Raw genomic sequence first — 17524 nt, 5'->3', positions numbered from 1 at the left:
GAACCCTCCCCTCGGTGTTTTCGGTCCCGCCGGTCAGAACAGCGAGAAATATTCACGGTGCTCCCATTCGGAGATTTCCGACAGGTAGCGATCCCACTCGGCCCGCTTGATGCGGATCAGCCAGCCGGCGACATTCTCACCGAGCGCATCGCGCCAGAAGCCGCTCGCCGCGAAGGCATCGATGGCGGCACCGAGATTGCGCGGCAGGCGTTCGGCGTCACCGGCATAGGGGCTTTCCACCGGCGCGGGCGCGGTCAGGCCCCGCGTGACGCCATCGAGGCCGGCGAGGATCTGCGAGGCGATGGCCAGGTGCGGATTGGCCGCCGGCTCGGGGGTCCGGTTCTCGATGCGGCTGGCCGGGTCGCCTTCGCGGAACAGGGCGCGCAGCATGGCGCCCTTGTTGTCATGGGCCCATTGCACGCGGTCGGGCGCCAGCAATGCAGAGAGGTAGCGCTTGTAGCCGTTGACGGTCGGCGTCACCAGCATGCAGCCGGATACGGCGTGGTCCAGAAGGCCGGCGATCCAGCCCGAGGCTATGGCGGTCGGCTCACGGCCGGCCTGCGGCGTGAAGCGGTTCTCGTCGCCGTCGATATCCGTCACCGACTGATGCACGTGCCAGCCGCTCGCCATGCCGTTGGGCACGCGCGGGCGTGACATGAAGGTGGCATGCAAGCCGTTGCGGGCGCACACGGACTTGACCATGTGGCGGAACAGGACCGCATTGTCGGCTGCCGCCATGGCGCGCTGCGGATCGAAGGTGAACTCGAACTGGCTGGGCCCGAACTCGATCTCCATGGTGCGGACGGGAAGATCCATGGCCTGGGCGGCCCGGCGCAACTCGTCCATCACCGGTTCCAGCGCGTCATAGCGCGCCTCGGTGAGATACTGGTAGCCGTGGGTGAGCAATTGCGTCTCGGGCGGCGTGGCGGGCATGCCGCCATCGCCATGGGCCAGTTTCTCGTCGGTCACCGAATAGACGAAGAATTCCTGTTCCAGGCCGAACAGCGCATCGTGGCCCGCCGCATTGAGCCGGTCGAGGGCGCGCGCGAGGATGCCGCGCGCCGACAGGGCGAGCGGTTCGCCATCGGCCTGCCAGATGTCGCAGAGAATGAGTGCGGAATGCGGCGACCACGGCAGCGGACGGAAGCTGCGCGGATCGGGCACCATGAGGAAATCGCCCGCGCCGGTCAGCACGCCGCGGCCGAAACCGGCATCGGCGGCCCAGACATCGAAGACGGTGCGATGTGAGGTGTCCTTCAGCAGCAGCGTCGAGGTCATGGCCACGCCGGAGCGGAAGGCCGAGGCCAGCGCGCCGGCGACCAGCGTCTTGCCGCGCAGGATCCCGTGCTGGTCGATGAAGCAGACGCGCACGGTCTCGAACTCGCCGGCTTCCATCTCGGCGCAGATTTCGGCCGCGCGGCGGAAGCCTTCATCGTCGAGCAGGCCCTTGCGGCCGGTGAGACCCGATTTCAGGCTGTCTGGCGTGATCGCTCCCATCGCGCGCCTCAAGCCCAGGAACAGGCGGAACGGCGTTCGGCGTCGGCACGTTCATAGACGTCCCGCCAGTCCTCGCCGGCCGCGCCGATGGCGTCCACCGCCGCCGGACCGGTGACGGCAGCCGCCGAACCGTTGGCCATGGGCAAGGCATGATCCTCGCCCTTGCCGACGGCCTCGATGGCGGCACGCAGCATCCGGCGATAGCGCGAGATGCCGATGTCGGAACGGCCAAGATGCTCCTGGGTGCGGTCCTGGATGCGCCCCATGCTTTCCACCGCCCACTGGTCATGCACGTTGATGTCCATGCCCATGCCGGTATAGGTGCGGTCCTTCTGCTCGGCGGGATTGTAACCGTAATTGTTCGCGCGGTTCTTCAGCGGCGCGTAATCCGGCAGGCGGTGCTCCTTCAGCCTCTGCTCGCGCATCAGCGTCTTGTTCACCGGCGCACCGAAACTGGTGAACATGGAATACCAGTAACAGGTCTCGTCATCGACGGGCACGTGCCATTGCGTGATCGTCATCTCGCGCGACATGGGGATGACGATGGCTTCCGGGAAAAGCTGGTTGGTGACGCGCACATGCGTGCGCCCGTCCTCCATGTGGCGCAGCGCGACGAGCCGCAAGCCGTGCGGCGCTTCCTCCACCACGATCTCCGGACGCGGATAGTCGCGCAGCAGCTTCGTCATCGGGATTTCGGTATCGGCGGCCTTGTCGCGGAACTGCTTTCCATAGCTTGCGGACGGGTCCTCGTCCTCCAGGAAACGGTGCAGGAAGGAGGCGTGCGCCGGGTCGATGCCGACTTCCATGGCCTGCAGCCAGTTGCATTCCCACAGCCCCTTGAAGGCGAAGACATGGGTGTCGGGCGCGGTGAAGCAGTCGAGCGCGGGGAAAGGCGGCGGGTCGCCGGGGCCCATGTAGGCAAAGACCATGCCGTTGCGCTCCACGACCGGATAGGAGACGGTGCGGATGTTCTCATGCATCCGGCTGCCTTCCGGCTCGGCGGGCTGTTCCACGCATTGGCCATCGCGGTTGAAGTGCCAGCCATGGAAGGGGCAGCGCAGGCCATTGTCCTCCAGCCGGCCGTAGCACATGTCGGCGCCGCGATGGGGGCAGTGACGCCCGATCAGGCCAAGCTTGCCCTCCTCGTCGCGGAACAGCACGAGCTTTTCACCCAGCAGCGTGACCGGTACGACCGGGCGGGCCGAAACCAGTTCCTCGGCCAGGGCGGCGGGCTGCCAGTAGCGGCGCAAGACGGCGCCCGCCGCCGTGCCCGGACCGGTTCGCGTGATCAGGTCGTTCTGCTCCTGGCTCATCATGGCGGCGTTTCTCCCTTTCCCGTCCGTTCCGTCACTAGCAGGATTTCAGCCTGGCTGGCGGTTTTCAATGCCTGTTCAAAGAGCCTTCGGCTATTCAGCGTCAGGCTGGTTCATCGGCGCGGCTGTACGGAAAGCCTCGATTTCCATGCAGGCCTCATGGATGCGGCGGATCGTCGGATAGGGTTCCATCTCGACGCCGAAACGGCCGTTGTTGGCAACCTGGGCCACCAGGCAAAGATCGGCCATGGTCACATGATCGCCGTGGCAGAAGGTGCCGGTGGCTTCGCTTTCGGCCAGCATCTGTTCCATCGGCGCAAAGGTCTCGGCCACCCAGTGGCGGAACCAGTCGGCCACGGCGGTATCGTCGGCGCCGAAACGCTCGCGAATCGCATTGAGGACCCGCAAGTTGTTTACCGGGTGGATGTCGCAGCCGATCATCTGGGAGAGCATGCGCACCCGCGCCCTGCCATGGGGATCGGCGGGCAGCAGCGGCGGTTCGGGCACCATCTCGTCGATGAATTCCATGATGGCGAGCGATTGGGCAAGCACGGTGCCATCGGACCAGACCAGCGCCGGCACCAGCCCCTGCGGGTTGACGGCCAGGAATTCGGGCGCGCGGTTCCCGCCGTGGCGCAGATGGTGGGCGACATAGTCATACTCGATCCCCTTGAGCGCCAGCGCGATGCGCACCCGGTAGGACGTGGACGAACGGAAATAATTGTGCAGCGCGATGTCGGCCATCGTGGTCCTCCGGTCTCAAGATCTGCCATCCGGCAAGGCGCCAAACTGCCCCGTGACGGTTCACAAGGCAAGCATCGTTCGCTCATGCGGAACAACAGCCCGGCCGTGCCGTTGACGGTCGCGACACGGCGCGTGTCAACCGGACATGACGGCATGGAGAACGGGTGCGATTTTTCCGGTTTCCCGCCCCGGCCAACGAAACGGCAGACGAGCTCCTGTCCCGTCCGCGCCTGTCGCTGCCCTCGCGGCTTGCCGACATGAGGCAAATTTTTCCAAGAGAACCCTCGTCCGGAGGCAGGTTTTCTCCCCGGACCCCTCCCGGCGCAATCCCGGACGGCGATTTTTGCGCCCCGGCTCCTATCCTCCGGTATCCCCTGTTTCCGGAAGGATAGCGGTCATGATCGATCTCGTTCCCCTCATCGACACCATTGGCGAAAACGGCGCGGCGCTGGCCGGCGGCGCCGTCCTCGGCCTTGTCTTCGGCATCGCCGCGCAGCGCTCCGCCTTCTGCACGCGTTCGGCGGTAACCGGACTTTTCACTTCTGACCGCCGCGCAGCAGCCGTCTGGCTGGCCGGTTTCGCAGCCGCGATCGTGGCGGTGCAGTGGCTCATCGGGAACGGTTCCGTGGACGTGGCGGAAACCCGCTTCTTCTCCACCGCGCAGAGCCTGTCGGGCGCACTGATCGGCGGGGGCCTGTTCGGACTGGGCATGGTGCTTGCCCGCGGCTGCGTATCACGCCATCTCGTGCTCGCCGCCGGCGGCAACATCCGCGCCCTGGTAACGACGCTCGTCATCGCGGGGACCGGCCTGGCCACCTATTCCGGCTTCCTGGTGCCCGCGCGCGACGCGATCGGCGGCCTCTGGAATACCGCCGCCATTGGCGGGAACGACCTTCTGGCCCATGCCGGGCTCGGCCAGGGCGCAGGCATTGCCATTGGCGCGGCACTTGCCATCGCGGCGCTCGCCTTGGCCATTGCCGCGCGGGCCTCGGCCTGGCGCATCCTCGGCGGCGTGGCCGTGGGGCTTGCCGTGGCCGGCGGCTGGTATTTCACCTACACGCTGTCGCTCCAGGTGTTCGAGCCGATCCAGGCAGAGAGCCTGTCCTTCATCCGTCCGCTGGCCACGACCGGCGAACTGGCAACGGGCGCTGCCGAAGGCTTCGGGCTGGATCAGGGCGTGCTCATCGGGACACTTGCCGGCGCCTTCCTGGCCGCGGTTGCCTTTGGCGAGTTCCGCCTTTCCGGTTTTCGCGATACGGGCGCGGCGGCCGCCTGGCGTTATCCCGCCGGCGGCGCGCTGATGGGCTTCGGCGGCATCCTGGCGGTCGGTTGCACGATCGGCGCGGGCTTTACCGGCGGCGCGGTGCTGGCCGTTTCCGCGCTGGCCGGGCTTGGCGCCATGGTGGCATCGGCAGCGCTGGCGCACCGCGTCATCGATGTTCCCGCCGGCGCGGGGCGGAGCGCCGCATCCGCTGTCGCGCAACCCGCGGAATAATCATCCTCCCTTCAAGACAGGAAGCGGCGGTGCAACCCCATTGCACCGCCGCTTGCCGTCCGTGTCCGCGCTGCCCGGCGCGGACACCGGGAGGAAGGCTCGATCAGCCGAACATGTCGGCCGTGATACCGGCATACCAGCCGACGGATTCCTCGTAGGTCGCCTTGCGCAGGGCCGCATCCTCGCCTGTCTGCGAGATGAAGCTGGAGGTGGACGCGATCTGCCCGTCCTGCGGCGCGTATTGCGCGCCGACCTTCACGCCGTCGTCGGTCTCGATGAGACTCCAGCAGGTGTTGGAGTATTTCGCCGGGAACACCTTGGAACCGGTCAGGTCACCGCGAATGTTCATGGAGGCGACCTTGGCCTGGCTGTTGGCCGAGAAGCCCGACTTCGGCATGGCGCCCGCGATCGAGGCGTCGCCGATGACAAAGATGTTCTCGTCCATCGTCGAGCGCATGGAAGCGGCGTCGATGGGGCAGAAGCCGCTGTCATCGGTCAGCCCGGCCTCGGCCGCGATCATGCCGGCTTTCTGTGCCGGAATGACATTGAGCAGCGCGCCCTTGAAGGTATCGAAATCGGTTTCCACCGTCCCGGCATTCACATCGACGCCCTTGATGCCGCCGTGAATTTCAGGTCCGTACCACTCGACCATGCCCGGGTAGTATTTCTCCCAGCCTTCGGTGAAGAGGCCCTGCTTGGAGAACTTGTCCTTGGGATCGATGATGATGATCTTCGCGTCCACGCCCTTGGCCTTGAGCAGGTGGGCCATCATCGAGACGCGCTCATAGGGGCCGGGCGGGCAGCGGTAGGGGTTGGGCGGCGCAACCATGACGATCTGCTCGCCATTGCCGACGGCATCCAGCTTTTCCTTGAGCAACTGCGTCTGCGGACCGGCCTTCCAGGCATGCGGTGCAATCTCCGCGGCTTCCTCGGAATAACCGGGAATGGAATCCCAGATCATGTCGATGCCGGGCGAAACGACGAGACGGTCGTAGGGGATTTCCGAGCCGTCGGCCATGATGACCTTGCGGGCGCCACGATCGACGGTCCTGGCATAGCCGGTGACCTTGGTGATCCCGTAATTCGCCTCCAGCTTTTCGTAGCCATGCGTGATGGAAGCGAAATCGCGGAAGCCGCCGAGATAGAGATTTGAGAAGAAGCAGGTGGTGAACCTGTCGGAATCGTCGATGAGCGTGACGTCGATCTCGCCCTTGGAGTCCTTGGCGATGTAACGCGCGGCGGTCGCGCCGCCGGCACCCCCGCCAATCACCACCACCTTCGGCTTGCCCTGGGCACGAAGATAAGCCGGCATGGCCAGGGTTGCCGCACCGGCGCCAACCGCCAATCCGAAATGCCTGCGATTCAATCTTGTCATGTCTTCCTCCTGACTGACCAATCCTGCAATGAACCTATTGCGGTTCCAGACCGCTGAAATAGGCGGCGAGCGCGGCGATTTCCTCGTTGGTGAGGTTGGCGACGCGAAGTTTCATGACCTCGTTTGAACGAATGTTGTTCTTGTATTCGAACAGGGCGCGAATGAAATAGTCCTTCGGCACACCGACGATCGACGGAATGCCGTCGGCATGGCCGGTTGCCTGGTGGCAGGTGACACATTCGCCCGCGAGATATTCGCCATATTCCGGGTCGCCCTCCATCTGGAGCACGATCTGTGCAAAGCCGGTGACGCCGGCGTTCTGCCGGGCCGACGTGTCCTCGGCGGGCGCCGCCTGCGCCTGGCGCGAAAGATAGGCGATCAGATCGGCGCGGTCCTGCGCATCGGCCATGCCGCGATAGCTCATCCGGTTTCCCTTGATGAAATCGCGCGGCTTCTCGATATAGGCCGAAAGCGCTTCCTCGTCCCAGACGAGACCATCCTCGCCGGCCTGTCTCAAGGCCCTGGAATATCTGAAGCCCTCGGCGCTGCCCGCGGTGCGGCCGATGATGCCGTCCAGATGCGGGCCGACCTTGTGGCGGGCGTTCTCGCCGATCTCGTGACAGCTCTTGCAGTCCCGGAAAAGCTTTTCGCCGGCGGCGGGATCACCGTCGCCAGCGAAGGCCTGGGTCACGAATGCAAGCGAAACAGCCGCAAGGGCGCCGCACAACCGGCGCCTCGCTGCCGGAGGGCGGCCGTCGCGCCCTCGCTCCCTTGTTCCGGTCAGCATCGGTTTCCTCCCGAACCGTGCCTGCCATCCATTCTCAGCGCCGGTTCATTCCTCGTCCGGCGTGACGTCGAGAACGGTGGCACGCATCGTGATCTTCACGTCGTCCTTGCAATTGGTCATGCAGGGCTCGGTGCGCCACTTCGAATACTCCGTCTCTTCCCGGTCGTCGACAATGAAGCCGTCGGCATTGGGCATTTCGACCTCGAGGAAGTTCTCGTTGCTGAGAACGAACTCGTCATCGACCAGGTAATTGGAATACAGGATGTAAGCGACAATGGCATATGTCTCGTCGGCCGAGAGGACCTGCGCCCCGCCGAACGGCATGGACCGGTGGATATAGTCCCAGGCCGTCGACAGATAGGGCCAGTAGGAACCCACCGTCTTCAGCGGATCCTCGTCGGCCAGCGTGCCGTCGCCACCGGCCAGCTTCGGCCAGTTGTCGACGCCTTCGGCGAATTCACCATGGCATGCGGCGCACTTCTCGGAGAAAAGCGGCTCTCCTTCGGCAACCGAGCCCGAACCGACAGGCAATCCCGTGCCGTCCGGCATGACGTCGACGTTCCAGGCCGCGACCTCCTCGGGGGTGGCCAGGCGGCCGAGGCCGTACTTGCCCTTCGACCTGACGGCGTCGGCCATGGCGGGCTGTTCCGCCGCTGCGTCCTTCGCCTCGTCTGCGGCGGCGGCGGTCTCTTCCTTCGCCGGGGCGGCTTCGGCCTTTTCCTCACCGGCAGCGGCGGTGGAGAAGGTCTTCAGATAGGCAAGAACGTTGGCGATGTCCTCGTCCTTCTTCAGCCCGGCGAAGGCCATCTTGTTCTTCGGGATATAGCCCTTCGGATCGGCGAGATAGGCTGCGATCGTCTCGTCGTTCCAGGTGATGCCGGAATCCGCCATCGCGCTGGAATACTTGAATCCCTCGACCGCGCCGGCCTGCCGGCCGAAGACGTCGTTGAGGTGCGGGCCGACCTTGTTCTTCGCACCTTCGCCAACGGCGTGGCAGGCCTTGCACTTGTTGAAGACCTTTTCACCGGCATCGGCATCGCCCGCATGGGCCGTGGCCGTCAGGGCGATGAACGCGGTGGCCGCGAGGATTGTATCAAGAAACTTCGACATTTTCCGCCGTCCCGTCCGTTTTGACATGCCAGGTCTGGATGCAGTTGTTGTGATAGACCGAATTCAGCCCGCGAACTTCGCGCAACTGCGCCTTGGTCGGCTGGACATAACCGGTCTCGTCGATGGCGCGCGACTGCAACAGCAGTTCCTCGCCGTTCCATTCGGTGTCGAGGTAGAAGCGCGTCAGCGCCTTGTCACCGCCCTGCGTGCCGAGGCGGGCGGTCTCCCATGTCTTGCCGCCGTCCTTCGACACGTCGACGCGGGTAATGCGGCCGTGGCCGGACCATGCCATGCCGGTGATGACCAGCGGCCCCTTGCCATGGCGGATCGGCATCTGCGGGCTCGGCGACGTGATGACCGACTTGGCATCCATCACCCAGGTCCACTTGCGCGACGTGCCGTCGGCCAGCGTGTCAGTGTATTTCGACGTTTCCTCACGGCTCTCGATGGGACCGTTGGTCACCTCGATGCGGCGCAGCCACTTGACCCACATGTTGCCTTCCCAGCCGGGAACGACCAGGCGGACCGGGTAACCATGTTCCTTGCGGAGCGCTTCGCCATTGGCCTTGAAGGCGATGAGGCAGTCGTCGAGCGCCTTCGCCATCGGGATGGAGCGGCCGTTTGAGGACGCGTCGGCGCCTTCCACATAGACCCACTTGTCCTCAAGATCGCCCGCGGCGCCAAGCCCGGCTTCTTCGAGCAGGGTGCGCAGGGTCACGCCGGAATATTCCATGTTGTGGATCATGCCATGGGTGAATTGCGCGCCATTGAGCTGCGCGCCGGCCCATTCCATGCCGGTATTGGCGGCACATTCGCAGAAATAGATGTGGTTCTCGCGCGGGAAGCGCTCCAGATCGTCATAGGTGAAGACGAGTTCCTGGTCGACCAGCCCGTTGATCATCAGCCGGTAGTCTTCCTTGCGCAGCTCGATGGCGCCGGAATGATGACGCTCGAAGGCGCAGCCCTGCGGGGTGATCGTGCCGTCCAGTGCATGGATGGGCGTGAAGTTGATGGACGAGATCGGGTCCGCCGTCAGCCAGGGCACGTTGCGGCGCACCACATCGCTCTCGAACTCGATCGGCAGGCCATAGGGCGTCGCGTCGACACCGTCGCCGGTATAGGTCGCCCAATCCTGCAATTCCGTGATGAGCGGATCGCCGGCGGCGCGCGCTCCCACCGTTCCCGCCGCAAGGGCGGCTCCGCCGGCCAGGCCGGCTTTCAGAAAGCTGCGCCTGGAAGCGCCTTTCCCGTTCGTTTGCGTCATCGCTATCCTCCCGGACCGCTGCCTATCATACATATAGTTTATTCTATGTATCACGACGGGAGCCAGCTGTCGATTGCCGGCTCCGGGATTCGTGACTAAAGAACCACCTTGACCGTGCGTTCGTCCGGCACGGAAACCGTGCCGAGCTTGGTGATGTAGCTTTCCATCAGGTCATAGATGGCCGGACCCTCGGTGCCCTCGTTCACCGAGGCCCAGCCGCCGACCGTGTAGGACTTGTCCGCCTCGATGGCCTCGCCGGTGGCCGAAAGCCGCATGTCGGAGATGCGGTTGCCGATCTCCTCGTTGACGGCGCAGGTATAGGTCATGCCGCCGACACGCACCATGTCGCCGCCCTGCTGGAAGAAGGGATCCTTGTTGAAGAGGTTGTCGCAGACGTCCTCCAGGATTTCCTTGAGCTGCGCGCCGGTGAACTCGGTCCTGTAGACTTCCGGATAGGACATGGAAGTCGCCGCATAGAGATCGTCGATGGTGATGTCCTGGCCGGGCAGAAGGGTCGTGCCCCAGCGGAAGCCGGGCGACAGGGCGATCTGGACATCGCGCTCGGCGATGATGCCCTGGCAGATCAGGTCGTCCCAGGTGCCGTTGAAATTGCCGCGCCGGTAGAGCAGTTGCTCGGTCTTGCCGATGACGCGCGTCGCTTCCGCCTCGTAAGGCGCGCGCACCTCGTCGATCAGCGCCTTCATCTCCGGATCGGGCGTGATGACATCGGCAAAGACCGGAATGAGGTTCGAGGAATAGCCGGTGACCTTGCCGCCGGACACTTCGAGGTCGATGCGGCCCAGATACTTGCCATGGCTGCCTGACGACAGGACCAGCGTGGAACCGACCTCGATGGCGCGCGGCACCGCGTCATGGGTGTGACCGGTGAGGATGACATCAATGCCGCTGACGACGGTGGCCAGCTTGCGATCGACGTCGAAGCCGTTGTGCGACAGCAGCACGACGACCTCTGCGCCTTCGGCGCGGGCCTTGTCGACATTGGCCTGGATGGCTTCCGGGCGGATGCCGAAGGACCATTCCGGGAACATCCAGCGCGGATTGGCGACCGGCGTGTAGGGCATGGCCTGGCCGATGATGGCGACCTTGACCCCGCCCTTCTCGACCATGGACGTGCTTTCGAAGACCGGCTCGTCCCATTCGGTGTCGAACACGTTGGACGCCAGGAACGGATAGTCCATCTGTTCGATGATTTCCATGACGCGGTCGGCGCCGAAGGTGAACTCCCAGTGGCCGACCATGGCGTCGGGCTTCAGCAGGGCCATGCAGTCAACCATGTCCTGGCCATTGGTCTTGAGCGACGTGTAGGAGCCCTGCCAGGTATCGCCGCCATCCAGGAACAGGACCTTGTCCTCACCGCGTTCGGCGCGGATCGCCTTGACCAGCGTCGCCGTGCGATCAAGGCCGCCGAGCGCGCCATAGGCCCGCGCCATGTCGACATAGTCGACCATGGTGTGGGCGTAGGCATAGGCACTGCCGCGCTCGATGCCGAAATGGGTGAGGAACTCCTCGCCGACCAGATGCGGCGGGATGCCGGCATAGGCGCCGACGCCGATATTCGTGTCCGGCGGGCGGAAATAGACCGGCTTCAATTGCGCATGGACATCGGTGAAGTGGAGGAGTGTCACCTGGCCCTTCGAATCGAATTTCAGGAGATCGTCCTGGCTCAGCTTCTGCTGTGCCAGCGCCCGGGTCAGCCCGGTTCCGAAACCGGCAACTGAAAACGCAGCCCCGGCCGTCAGGCCGAACTGCAGGAATTCGCGTCTTGAAAACATGGCGGTGATCTCCGGATGTCGGTCAGGCAAGGAGAAGGCGTTCCCCGGCCGCAACGGCACGGAGTTCCCCTCCTCCCGATTTTTCCTGTTGTTTTTCTTCATGGACCGGAGGCGTCATGCCGCCTCCGGTTGGGGCAGACGCCTTATTGGCGAACCGCCGGGGTTTCGACCGACAGACCCGTGCCGCGCCAGGTCACATAGACCTCGAGCGCCATGAGTTCGTCGGAAAAGGCCTTGGGCTGGGCGCCGCGCGTGTCGCGGATGCAGCCGCGGAAGCGGTTGTGCAGCGAGGTCAGGCCGGACTTGAGACGGTAGGTCGGGAAACCGTTGACCTGACCCTGGCTCAGATGGTCGGCGCGGATCATCTTGCCCATGTTGACTTCGTGGCAGGAGGCGCAGGACAGGTTCAACTGGCCCGTGCGGGTGTAGTAGACTTCCTTGCCCTTCTCCCACCAGGACTGGAGTTCGCCCTGGCTGAGGTCCACCGAGACGGGCTCACCCAGCGACTGATGCTTGATGTAGACCGTCAGCGGCTTCTGCCCGCCCTTGTCGAAGGCATAGGGCTCGGCGCCCATGTTCTCTTCGCGGCACTTGTTGATCTGCAGCTCGATATTGATCGGGCGCTTCGCATCGGCATCCCACTTGGGATAATTGGCGGCAACGCCCTTCATGCTCTCTGCCGCGTCACCGTGACAGGACGCACAGGACTTGCCGGCCGTCCCCTCGACCGTGTTCCAGATCTGCTCGCCTTCCTCTGCGGCCAGCATGCCGGGATTCTCGAACGAATCGCGCTCCAGATCCCTGGTCTCGGCCTCGCGGAACAGCCAGCCCGACAGGACCTCGTCGAACGGATGACCTTCAGGCGCCGCCGTGCGGGTGACCATGGGCTTGCCATCGATCTCGAGCGTATCGTCGACGGGATCGGCTTTCAGCGCGACGGTCCCGGCAGCCAAGGCCAGGCCGAACACGGCGCCCATCATGAATGTTGTTTTCTTCACGCGTCTTCCCTCCCAGGAACATTCGCCGGCGCCCGTCACATGACTGGCGGCCGGCGCATTGTTCTTATTTTACCGTGATTTCGTTCTCGGTCTCGTAGACCGAACCGTCGTCATCGACCCAGGTGAACTTGAACGTGCCGCTCTCGTTGACCTTGGCGTTGAACTCGAAATACGGGTTGGCGGAGACCGCCGGATCGAGGTCGCAGGAGAACACCGGCTGGCCGTTGAACTCGCAGCTGAACTTGTTGATGATCTGGCGCGGGATCGGATTGCCATCCTTGTCCTTGCGCTGACCCGATTCCATCTCGTGGCTGATCAGGGTCTTGATGGTGATGACCTCGCCGGCCGACGCCGACTTCGGAACCTTCACGCGGGGTTTGGACTTTGCCATTTTCGTCTTCCTCGTTTCCCTAGATCAGCCGCCACAGCCACCGATGGTGACCTTGACCTGCTTCCTGTCCATGTAGACCGAGCCGTCCTTCATCTTCGCGACGGCAACCACGTCCTGTGTCTTGGCAAGGCGGATACGCGTGGTCGCGCTGGCCGTGCCGCTGAGCGCGGTGAAGTGGAAGGTGGCGACACCGGGGCTCGGATTGCCGTCCGCCAGGACCAGCACGGATTCGACGAGATCATCGCCTTCCATCGCGCTTTCGACCTCGACGGTGACCGGCACGGTGTTCCCGTTCTCGGCGATTTCGGGCGTGTTGAGCGAGATCTTGCCGGATTCGGGCGTCTTGCCGCCGGTGAAATCCATGATCGCCTTCTCGGTTGCCTCGGCGGAAGCCAAAGCGGGCGCGGCGCGGAAACCCGTCACCGCGAATGCAGCCGCCGCGGCACTGAAACCGAGGGCCTGTCGTCTTGTCATCTTCATGGCATGAGGCTCCTTTCTGCCAATCATTCCTTCAGCGTGGCCAGGTAGGCCACCACATCCTCGACCTGCTGTGCGGTCAGAATCGTCTTGCCGACAAAGTCCTCGGCAGGGTCCTTGCCCACCTCCAGCGAGTAGAAGCCGGGCATGACCGTCTCATCGCTGAAGATCTTCTTCGAATTGACGATGATGGCGCGCAGCTCGGCCTCGCTCCAGCGGTCGGCAACACCGTCAAGCGCCGGACCGACATCACCATGGAAAAGCTCCTTCTCCATGTCCTTGTTGGCGTGGCAGGCCAGGCAATTGCCGAGCCTGCGGTTCTTGAACGCCTCGGCGCCGGCGGCCGGATCGCCCGGCTGGCCCGTCAGCGACGCCATCACGCCGTCATCGGTAAATTCGACAGCATCCGGCGCGACCTCCGCAGCGCCGACACTCGTGGCGACGGCCAGAGCCGCCGCAAGTGTCACCAGTCCTGTGCCCAGTTTCATCGGGTTCATGTCTCCTCCGCTCTTCCGGCAGGCGGTTTGGTCCGCCTCCCCCTTCTCTTCAGTCCGGCACCATAGCGCCAGTCACGTCCGCTTTCAATGCATGGATATGAATTTTAATATATGTCATTCGTAGGGCATGCTTGACGCGTTGCGGCCGTCATTCGCTATCGAGCTTTCCTGCCGCCCGCAGTTCATTGATGATGCGGGCGTGATATTTCTGGAAGTGTTCCTCTCCCTCATACCCCTTTTCGCGCACCCAGCGGAACATGTTCAGGAAGGTCAGCTTCCCGAAAGCGCCGGGCATGATCGCGACAGCAGCCTTGGCAACGGTCGTTTCGCCTTCCGGAACCTCTTCCGGCAGGAAAACGATCGTCGGCGTGAAGACGAAGCCCCACTTGCGCGCAGCGTTCTTCTCGGAAAGCTCCTCGCCGTCCAGATCGGTGACTTCCGTGTCGCCGAACATGTTGTACTGAACGACCATGTAATTGGCCTTGATGTAGTCGGACACTTCCGGATCTGACAGGATCTTCTCATGCATGGCGCGGCAGTAGATGCAGCCACGCTGCTCGAAGACGATGGCAAGGCGTTTTCCGTCAGCGGCAGCGGCTTCCATGTCCTCCGCCACATCGCGGAAGGTGTTGGCAAACCATGCCTGCTTGTGCAGGCCGTCATCGCCGATCTCGGCGGCCTGAAGCGCGGCGGGGAACAGCAACATGGCGATCAGGGCAAACAGGCGGATCATGCTCTTTCTCCTCAACCAATGGTCTGGAATGCCGGGAAGGTGTCGATCAGCCACTGGGCGATGCGCGACATCTGGCCGGTGATGAACAATATGCCGGTTATCACCAGAAGTCCTCCCATGGCCATCTCGACCTTGTGCATGTGGCGCTTGAAGCGCTGCGCTGCGCCGATGAACCGGCTGGCAAAGACCGCAGCGAGAACGAAGGGCACGCCGATGCCGAGCGAGTAGGCGCCGAGCAGCATGGCACCGCGTGCGGCGGTGTCCTCGGTTCCGGCGACGAACAGGATGGCGGCAAGGACAGGCCCGACGCAAGGGGTCCAGCCGAAGGCGAAGGCGAGACCGATGACATAAGCGCCGACGAGGCCGGCGGGCTTGCGGTCGACCTGGACCCGCGCCTCGCGGTAGAGAAGCCCTATGCGGAAAACGCCCAGGAAATGGAGGCCCATGACGAGGATGACGAGACCGGCCACGGCTGCCAGCACGTTGATGTCCAGCGGACCGATCCGGATCGACCAGGCAAGCGCCTCGCGCATGGCCTGGCCGAAGATCGAGGCGGTCGCGCCAAGCATGATGAAGACCGTGGAGAACCCGAGAACGAAGGCGACCGCCGCCATGACGATCTTGCGCGAACGGCCCGACAGGGTCTCGCTGGCCTGCAGTTCCTCGAAACTCAGGCCGGCAAGCCAGGCCAGATAGGGCGGCACGATCGGCAACACACAGGGCGAGACGAATGACAGGATTCCTGCCACCAGCGCGCCCCACAAACTGACATCCAGCATGGTCCCTCCCCTCATCCGCGCCGCGTCGTCGCAGCCATCCTTGACGGCGGATGAGGGCTGGAATGTATGCGGAAAAAACTATATGTTGCAATGTCAAAATGAGGTTTGTCCGTGAAATCGATCATCGCCCTGGCCGTCGTCGGCTTTCTTGCCCTCCTGGCGCTGCCGGCATCGGCCGCGCAGATGCTTATGCTTGAGGCCCCCGGATGCGCCTGGTGCGCGCGTTTCAACGCCGAGATCGCCCCGGCATGGCCGAAGACGCGGGAGGGCCAGGCTGCGCCGCTTCGCCGCGTGGACATCACGAAGCCATGGCCCGACGATATCGGCTTCGTGGCGCGCGAACGGTTCACGCCGACCTTCGTGCTGATCGACGACGGCAAGGAGATCGGCCGGATCAGGGGCTATCCGGGTGACGAATTTTTCTGGTATCTGGCCGGTGAACTGATCGGCAAGCTGCCCCGCGATTGATTTTTTGCAGCGCAGCATGGTAGAATGAAGATGTTTGAATATCACGGCAACCGTCGTTGGAGCCCGGATTGCGGGATTTGAAACCATGGCACTTCCGAAATTCGATCCGTCCGCCCCAGAGGACATGAACGTGCTCTTCGCGCAGGCGCGCAAGGCCAGCGACCTCCTGAAGGCGCTGAGCCATGAAAGCCGGCTGCTGATCCTCTGCCTCCTGGCGGAGGGGGAAAAGTCCGTCTCGGAACTGGAAACGATCATGGACATGCCGCAGGCGGCCGTCTCGCAACAGCTTGCGCGGTTGCGCTTCGACCAGTTGGTCGAGACCCGCCGCGAAGGACGCATGATCTACTACTCGCTGGCGAGCGCGGAAGTGGCGCCCGTCATCGAGACGCTCTACGGATTGTTCTGCGCGCCCGTACGCGGCGGGGGGGAGACAGACGCCGCAGAATAAGGGCAAACGCTTCGACAGCGCATTCCAGGCCGGCCATGGGCCGGCCTTTGCGTTTGCACGGCACCTGCTGCCCGGAGCCTTCGGCCCGGGAACCGCTGTTCGCCTTCCCTTTGCAGCCGATTGAACTCTGCCATTGTGGCAGGTAGGATCATGCCAACAACAACGAGGCTGTCCGTCCCCCTTCGCCGGAGAGGACCGCCCGGAGGAAATGCTGATGGAGCTTGCGGAATCGCCATGGTTCCTGCCCGTCGCCGGGTTGCTTGCCGGACTCGTGATGGGCTATGCGGCCAGGCGGACGCATTTCTGCACCTTGTCCGCGCTGGAACGGCACTGGTACGCAGGCGATTCCACCGGTCTTTCAAGCTGGATCCTGGCAGCCGCAGTGGCTCTGATCGCCACCCAGACCCTCATCCATGCCGATGTCGCCAATATTTCCGGCACCTTCTATCTCTCGCCGCTGTTCGGCCTGACGGGCGCTATCATCGGCGGGCTGGCTTTCGGCTTCGGGATGGCGCTGGTGGGCACCTGCGGATTCGGCGCCCTGGTTCGCGCGGGCGGCGGGAGCCTGCGCTCGGTGGTCGTGCTGATCGTGCTGGGCCTGTCGGCGCTCGCGGCACAAAAGGGGCTGATCGCGCAATTGCGAGTCCAAGTCGTGGACAACCTTGCCATCGACCTGTCACCTGCCGGCAGCCAATCGCTCGGTGACCTGCTCTCCGTTCACACCGGCGCCGACCTGACGGTCGCGACGGCGGTTGCGGCTGCGCTGGGGCTGCTGGCCTGGGCTTTCCGCGACCAAGCCTTCCGGGGCAACCGCGCGCGTATCGTGTCGGGCATCGTCATCGGGCTGTCGGTCGCCTTCGGCTGGTGGGCAACCTCGACGGCCGCCATACACGCATTCGAGCCGGTACAGATCGAGGCCGGATCTTTCGTCGTGCCGGTCGGCGACACGCTCATGCATTTCGCGACCTTCACCGGCGTCATCCCCGATTACGGCGTGGGCCTGATGGTCGGGGTGGTATTCGGCGCGGCACTGTGTGCCTGGCTTGCCGACGACATGCGCTGGGAGGCCTGCGACGATGCGCGCGAGTTGTCGCGGCACCTGGCGGGCGGCTTCCTGATGGGCACGGGCGGCGTGTTCGCCATGGGCTGCACGATCGGCCAGGGCGTGACGGCCGTTTCGACACTGGCGATTTCCGCGCCGGTCGTCATGGCGTGCATCGCGCTTGGCGCGCGCATGGGCCTGGCCTGGCTGCTGGAAGGCTCGCTCCTGGCGGCATTCCGCCGGACCGGACACGACCCGGCGGAATAGTCTTCCGGACGCACTGGCCCGGCGGAATCCCTTGATCCTTCCTTCG

At 64.2% G+C, this 17524-nt stretch carries 18 protein-coding genes; 4 read left to right on the top strand and 14 right to left on the bottom strand.

Annotation, left to right across the window (positions count from 1 at the left end; all coding sequences use genetic code 11):
* Window positions 1-33: 33 nt before the first annotated feature.
* The 3 genes from ACLB6G_RS15270 to maiA all read right to left on the bottom strand — a co-directional run bounded on the left by ACLB6G_RS15270 (window position 34) and on the right by maiA (window position 3554).
* The gene (locus ACLB6G_RS15270) at window positions 34-1497 is read right to left on the bottom strand and encodes a glutamine synthetase family protein (RefSeq protein ID WP_410357053.1); all 1464 of its coding nucleotides are present in this window, start codon (window positions 1495-1497) and stop codon (window positions 34-36) included.
* Window positions 1498-1505: 8 nt separating this feature from the next.
* Window positions 1506-2813 (bottom strand): Rieske 2Fe-2S domain-containing protein, encoded by a 1308-nt coding sequence (locus tag ACLB6G_RS15265; protein ID WP_410357052.1) that lies wholly within the window; start codon window positions 2811-2813, stop codon window positions 1506-1508.
* A 90-nt stretch (window positions 2814-2903) separates the two neighbouring features.
* Entirely contained in the window at window positions 2904-3554 is a 651-nt protein-coding gene (gene maiA / locus ACLB6G_RS15260) for a maleylacetoacetate isomerase (protein WP_410357051.1), read from the bottom strand.
* A gap of 397 nt (window positions 3555-3951) precedes the next feature.
* Here maiA and ACLB6G_RS15255 point away from each other — a divergent pair, with 397 nt between their 5' ends.
* Window positions 3952-5049 (top strand): YeeE/YedE thiosulfate transporter family protein, encoded by a 1098-nt coding sequence (locus tag ACLB6G_RS15255; protein ID WP_410357050.1) that lies wholly within the window; start codon window positions 3952-3954, stop codon window positions 5047-5049.
* Window positions 5050-5152: 103 nt separating this feature from the next.
* Here ACLB6G_RS15255 and ACLB6G_RS15250 read toward each other — a convergent pair whose 3' ends face one another.
* From ACLB6G_RS15250 to ACLB6G_RS15200, 11 genes are all read right to left on the bottom strand, one after another.
* A complete protein-coding gene (locus ACLB6G_RS15250) occupies window positions 5153-6424 on the bottom strand; it encodes an FCSD flavin-binding domain-containing protein (protein ID WP_410357049.1) in 1272 nt (423 codons plus the stop codon).
* A 34-nt stretch (window positions 6425-6458) separates the two neighbouring features.
* Entirely contained in the window at window positions 6459-7211 is a 753-nt protein-coding gene (locus tag ACLB6G_RS15245) for a c-type cytochrome (protein WP_410357048.1), read from the bottom strand.
* Window positions 7212-7256: 45 nt separating this feature from the next.
* On the bottom strand, window positions 7257-8321 hold the full coding sequence (locus ACLB6G_RS15240) for a c-type cytochrome (protein ID WP_410357047.1): 1065 nt from the start codon (window positions 8319-8321) through the stop codon (window positions 7257-7259).
* A complete protein-coding gene (gene soxC / locus ACLB6G_RS15235) occupies window positions 8305-9585 on the bottom strand; it encodes a sulfite dehydrogenase (protein ID WP_410357046.1) in 1281 nt (426 codons plus the stop codon). Before soxC ends, ACLB6G_RS15240 begins: the two co-directional genes overlap by 17 nt.
* Before the next feature lie 95 nt (window positions 9586-9680).
* On the bottom strand, window positions 9681-11378 hold the full coding sequence (gene soxB, locus ACLB6G_RS15230) for a thiosulfohydrolase SoxB (RefSeq protein WP_410357045.1): 1698 nt from the start codon (window positions 11376-11378) through the stop codon (window positions 9681-9683).
* Window positions 11379-11521: 143 nt separating this feature from the next.
* Window positions 11522-12358: a sulfur oxidation c-type cytochrome SoxA gene (gene soxA / locus ACLB6G_RS15225; protein WP_410357164.1), complete on the bottom strand. Its 837-nt coding sequence runs from the start codon at window positions 12356-12358 to the stop codon at window positions 11522-11524.
* Window positions 12359-12440: 82 nt separating this feature from the next.
* Window positions 12441-12767 carry a thiosulfate oxidation carrier complex protein SoxZ gene (soxZ, locus tag ACLB6G_RS15220; RefSeq protein ID WP_371276153.1) on the bottom strand — a complete coding sequence of 109 codons (327 nt, stop codon included), beginning with the start codon at window positions 12765-12767 and terminating at the stop codon, window positions 12441-12443.
* A gap of 24 nt (window positions 12768-12791) precedes the next feature.
* Window positions 12792-13247 (bottom strand): thiosulfate oxidation carrier protein SoxY, encoded by a 456-nt coding sequence (gene soxY, locus ACLB6G_RS15215; protein ID WP_410357044.1) that lies wholly within the window; start codon window positions 13245-13247, stop codon window positions 12792-12794.
* A gap of 23 nt (window positions 13248-13270) precedes the next feature.
* Window positions 13271-13732 (bottom strand): sulfur oxidation c-type cytochrome SoxX, encoded by a 462-nt coding sequence (gene soxX / locus ACLB6G_RS15210; protein ID WP_410357163.1) that lies wholly within the window; start codon window positions 13730-13732, stop codon window positions 13271-13273.
* 157 nt (window positions 13733-13889) lie between these two features.
* Window positions 13890-14474 (bottom strand): SoxW family protein, encoded by a 585-nt coding sequence (locus tag ACLB6G_RS15205; protein WP_410357043.1) that lies wholly within the window; start codon window positions 14472-14474, stop codon window positions 13890-13892.
* Between the two features lie 11 nt (window positions 14475-14485).
* A complete protein-coding gene (locus ACLB6G_RS15200) occupies window positions 14486-15253 on the bottom strand; it encodes a cytochrome c biogenesis CcdA family protein (protein ID WP_410357042.1) in 768 nt (255 codons plus the stop codon).
* A 111-nt stretch (window positions 15254-15364) separates the two neighbouring features.
* On the opposite strand from ACLB6G_RS15200, the gene ACLB6G_RS15195 reads away from it, so the two are divergent.
* From ACLB6G_RS15195 to ACLB6G_RS15185, 3 genes are all read left to right on the top strand, one after another.
* Window positions 15365-15721 (top strand): transcriptional regulator, encoded by a 357-nt coding sequence (locus tag ACLB6G_RS15195; protein ID WP_410357041.1) that lies wholly within the window; start codon window positions 15365-15367, stop codon window positions 15719-15721.
* A gap of 85 nt (window positions 15722-15806) precedes the next feature.
* Window positions 15807-16169: an ArsR/SmtB family transcription factor gene (locus ACLB6G_RS15190; RefSeq protein WP_410357040.1), complete on the top strand. Its 363-nt coding sequence runs from the start codon at window positions 15807-15809 to the stop codon at window positions 16167-16169.
* Window positions 16170-16383: 214 nt separating this feature from the next.
* Window positions 16384-17478 carry a YeeE/YedE family protein gene (locus tag ACLB6G_RS15185; RefSeq protein ID WP_410357039.1) on the top strand — a complete coding sequence of 365 codons (1095 nt, stop codon included), beginning with the start codon at window positions 16384-16386 and terminating at the stop codon, window positions 17476-17478.
* Window positions 17479-17524 lie beyond the last annotated feature (46 nt).

Origin of the sequence: Zhengella sedimenti (assembly GCF_046506625.1) — a bacterium.
In the GTDB taxonomy this organism is placed as follows: domain Bacteria; phylum Pseudomonadota; class Alphaproteobacteria; order Rhizobiales; family Rhizobiaceae; genus Zhengella; species Zhengella sedimenti.
The sequence above is the reverse complement of the archived record's forward strand: the minus strand, read 5'-3'. Positions and strand labels throughout refer to the sequence as shown.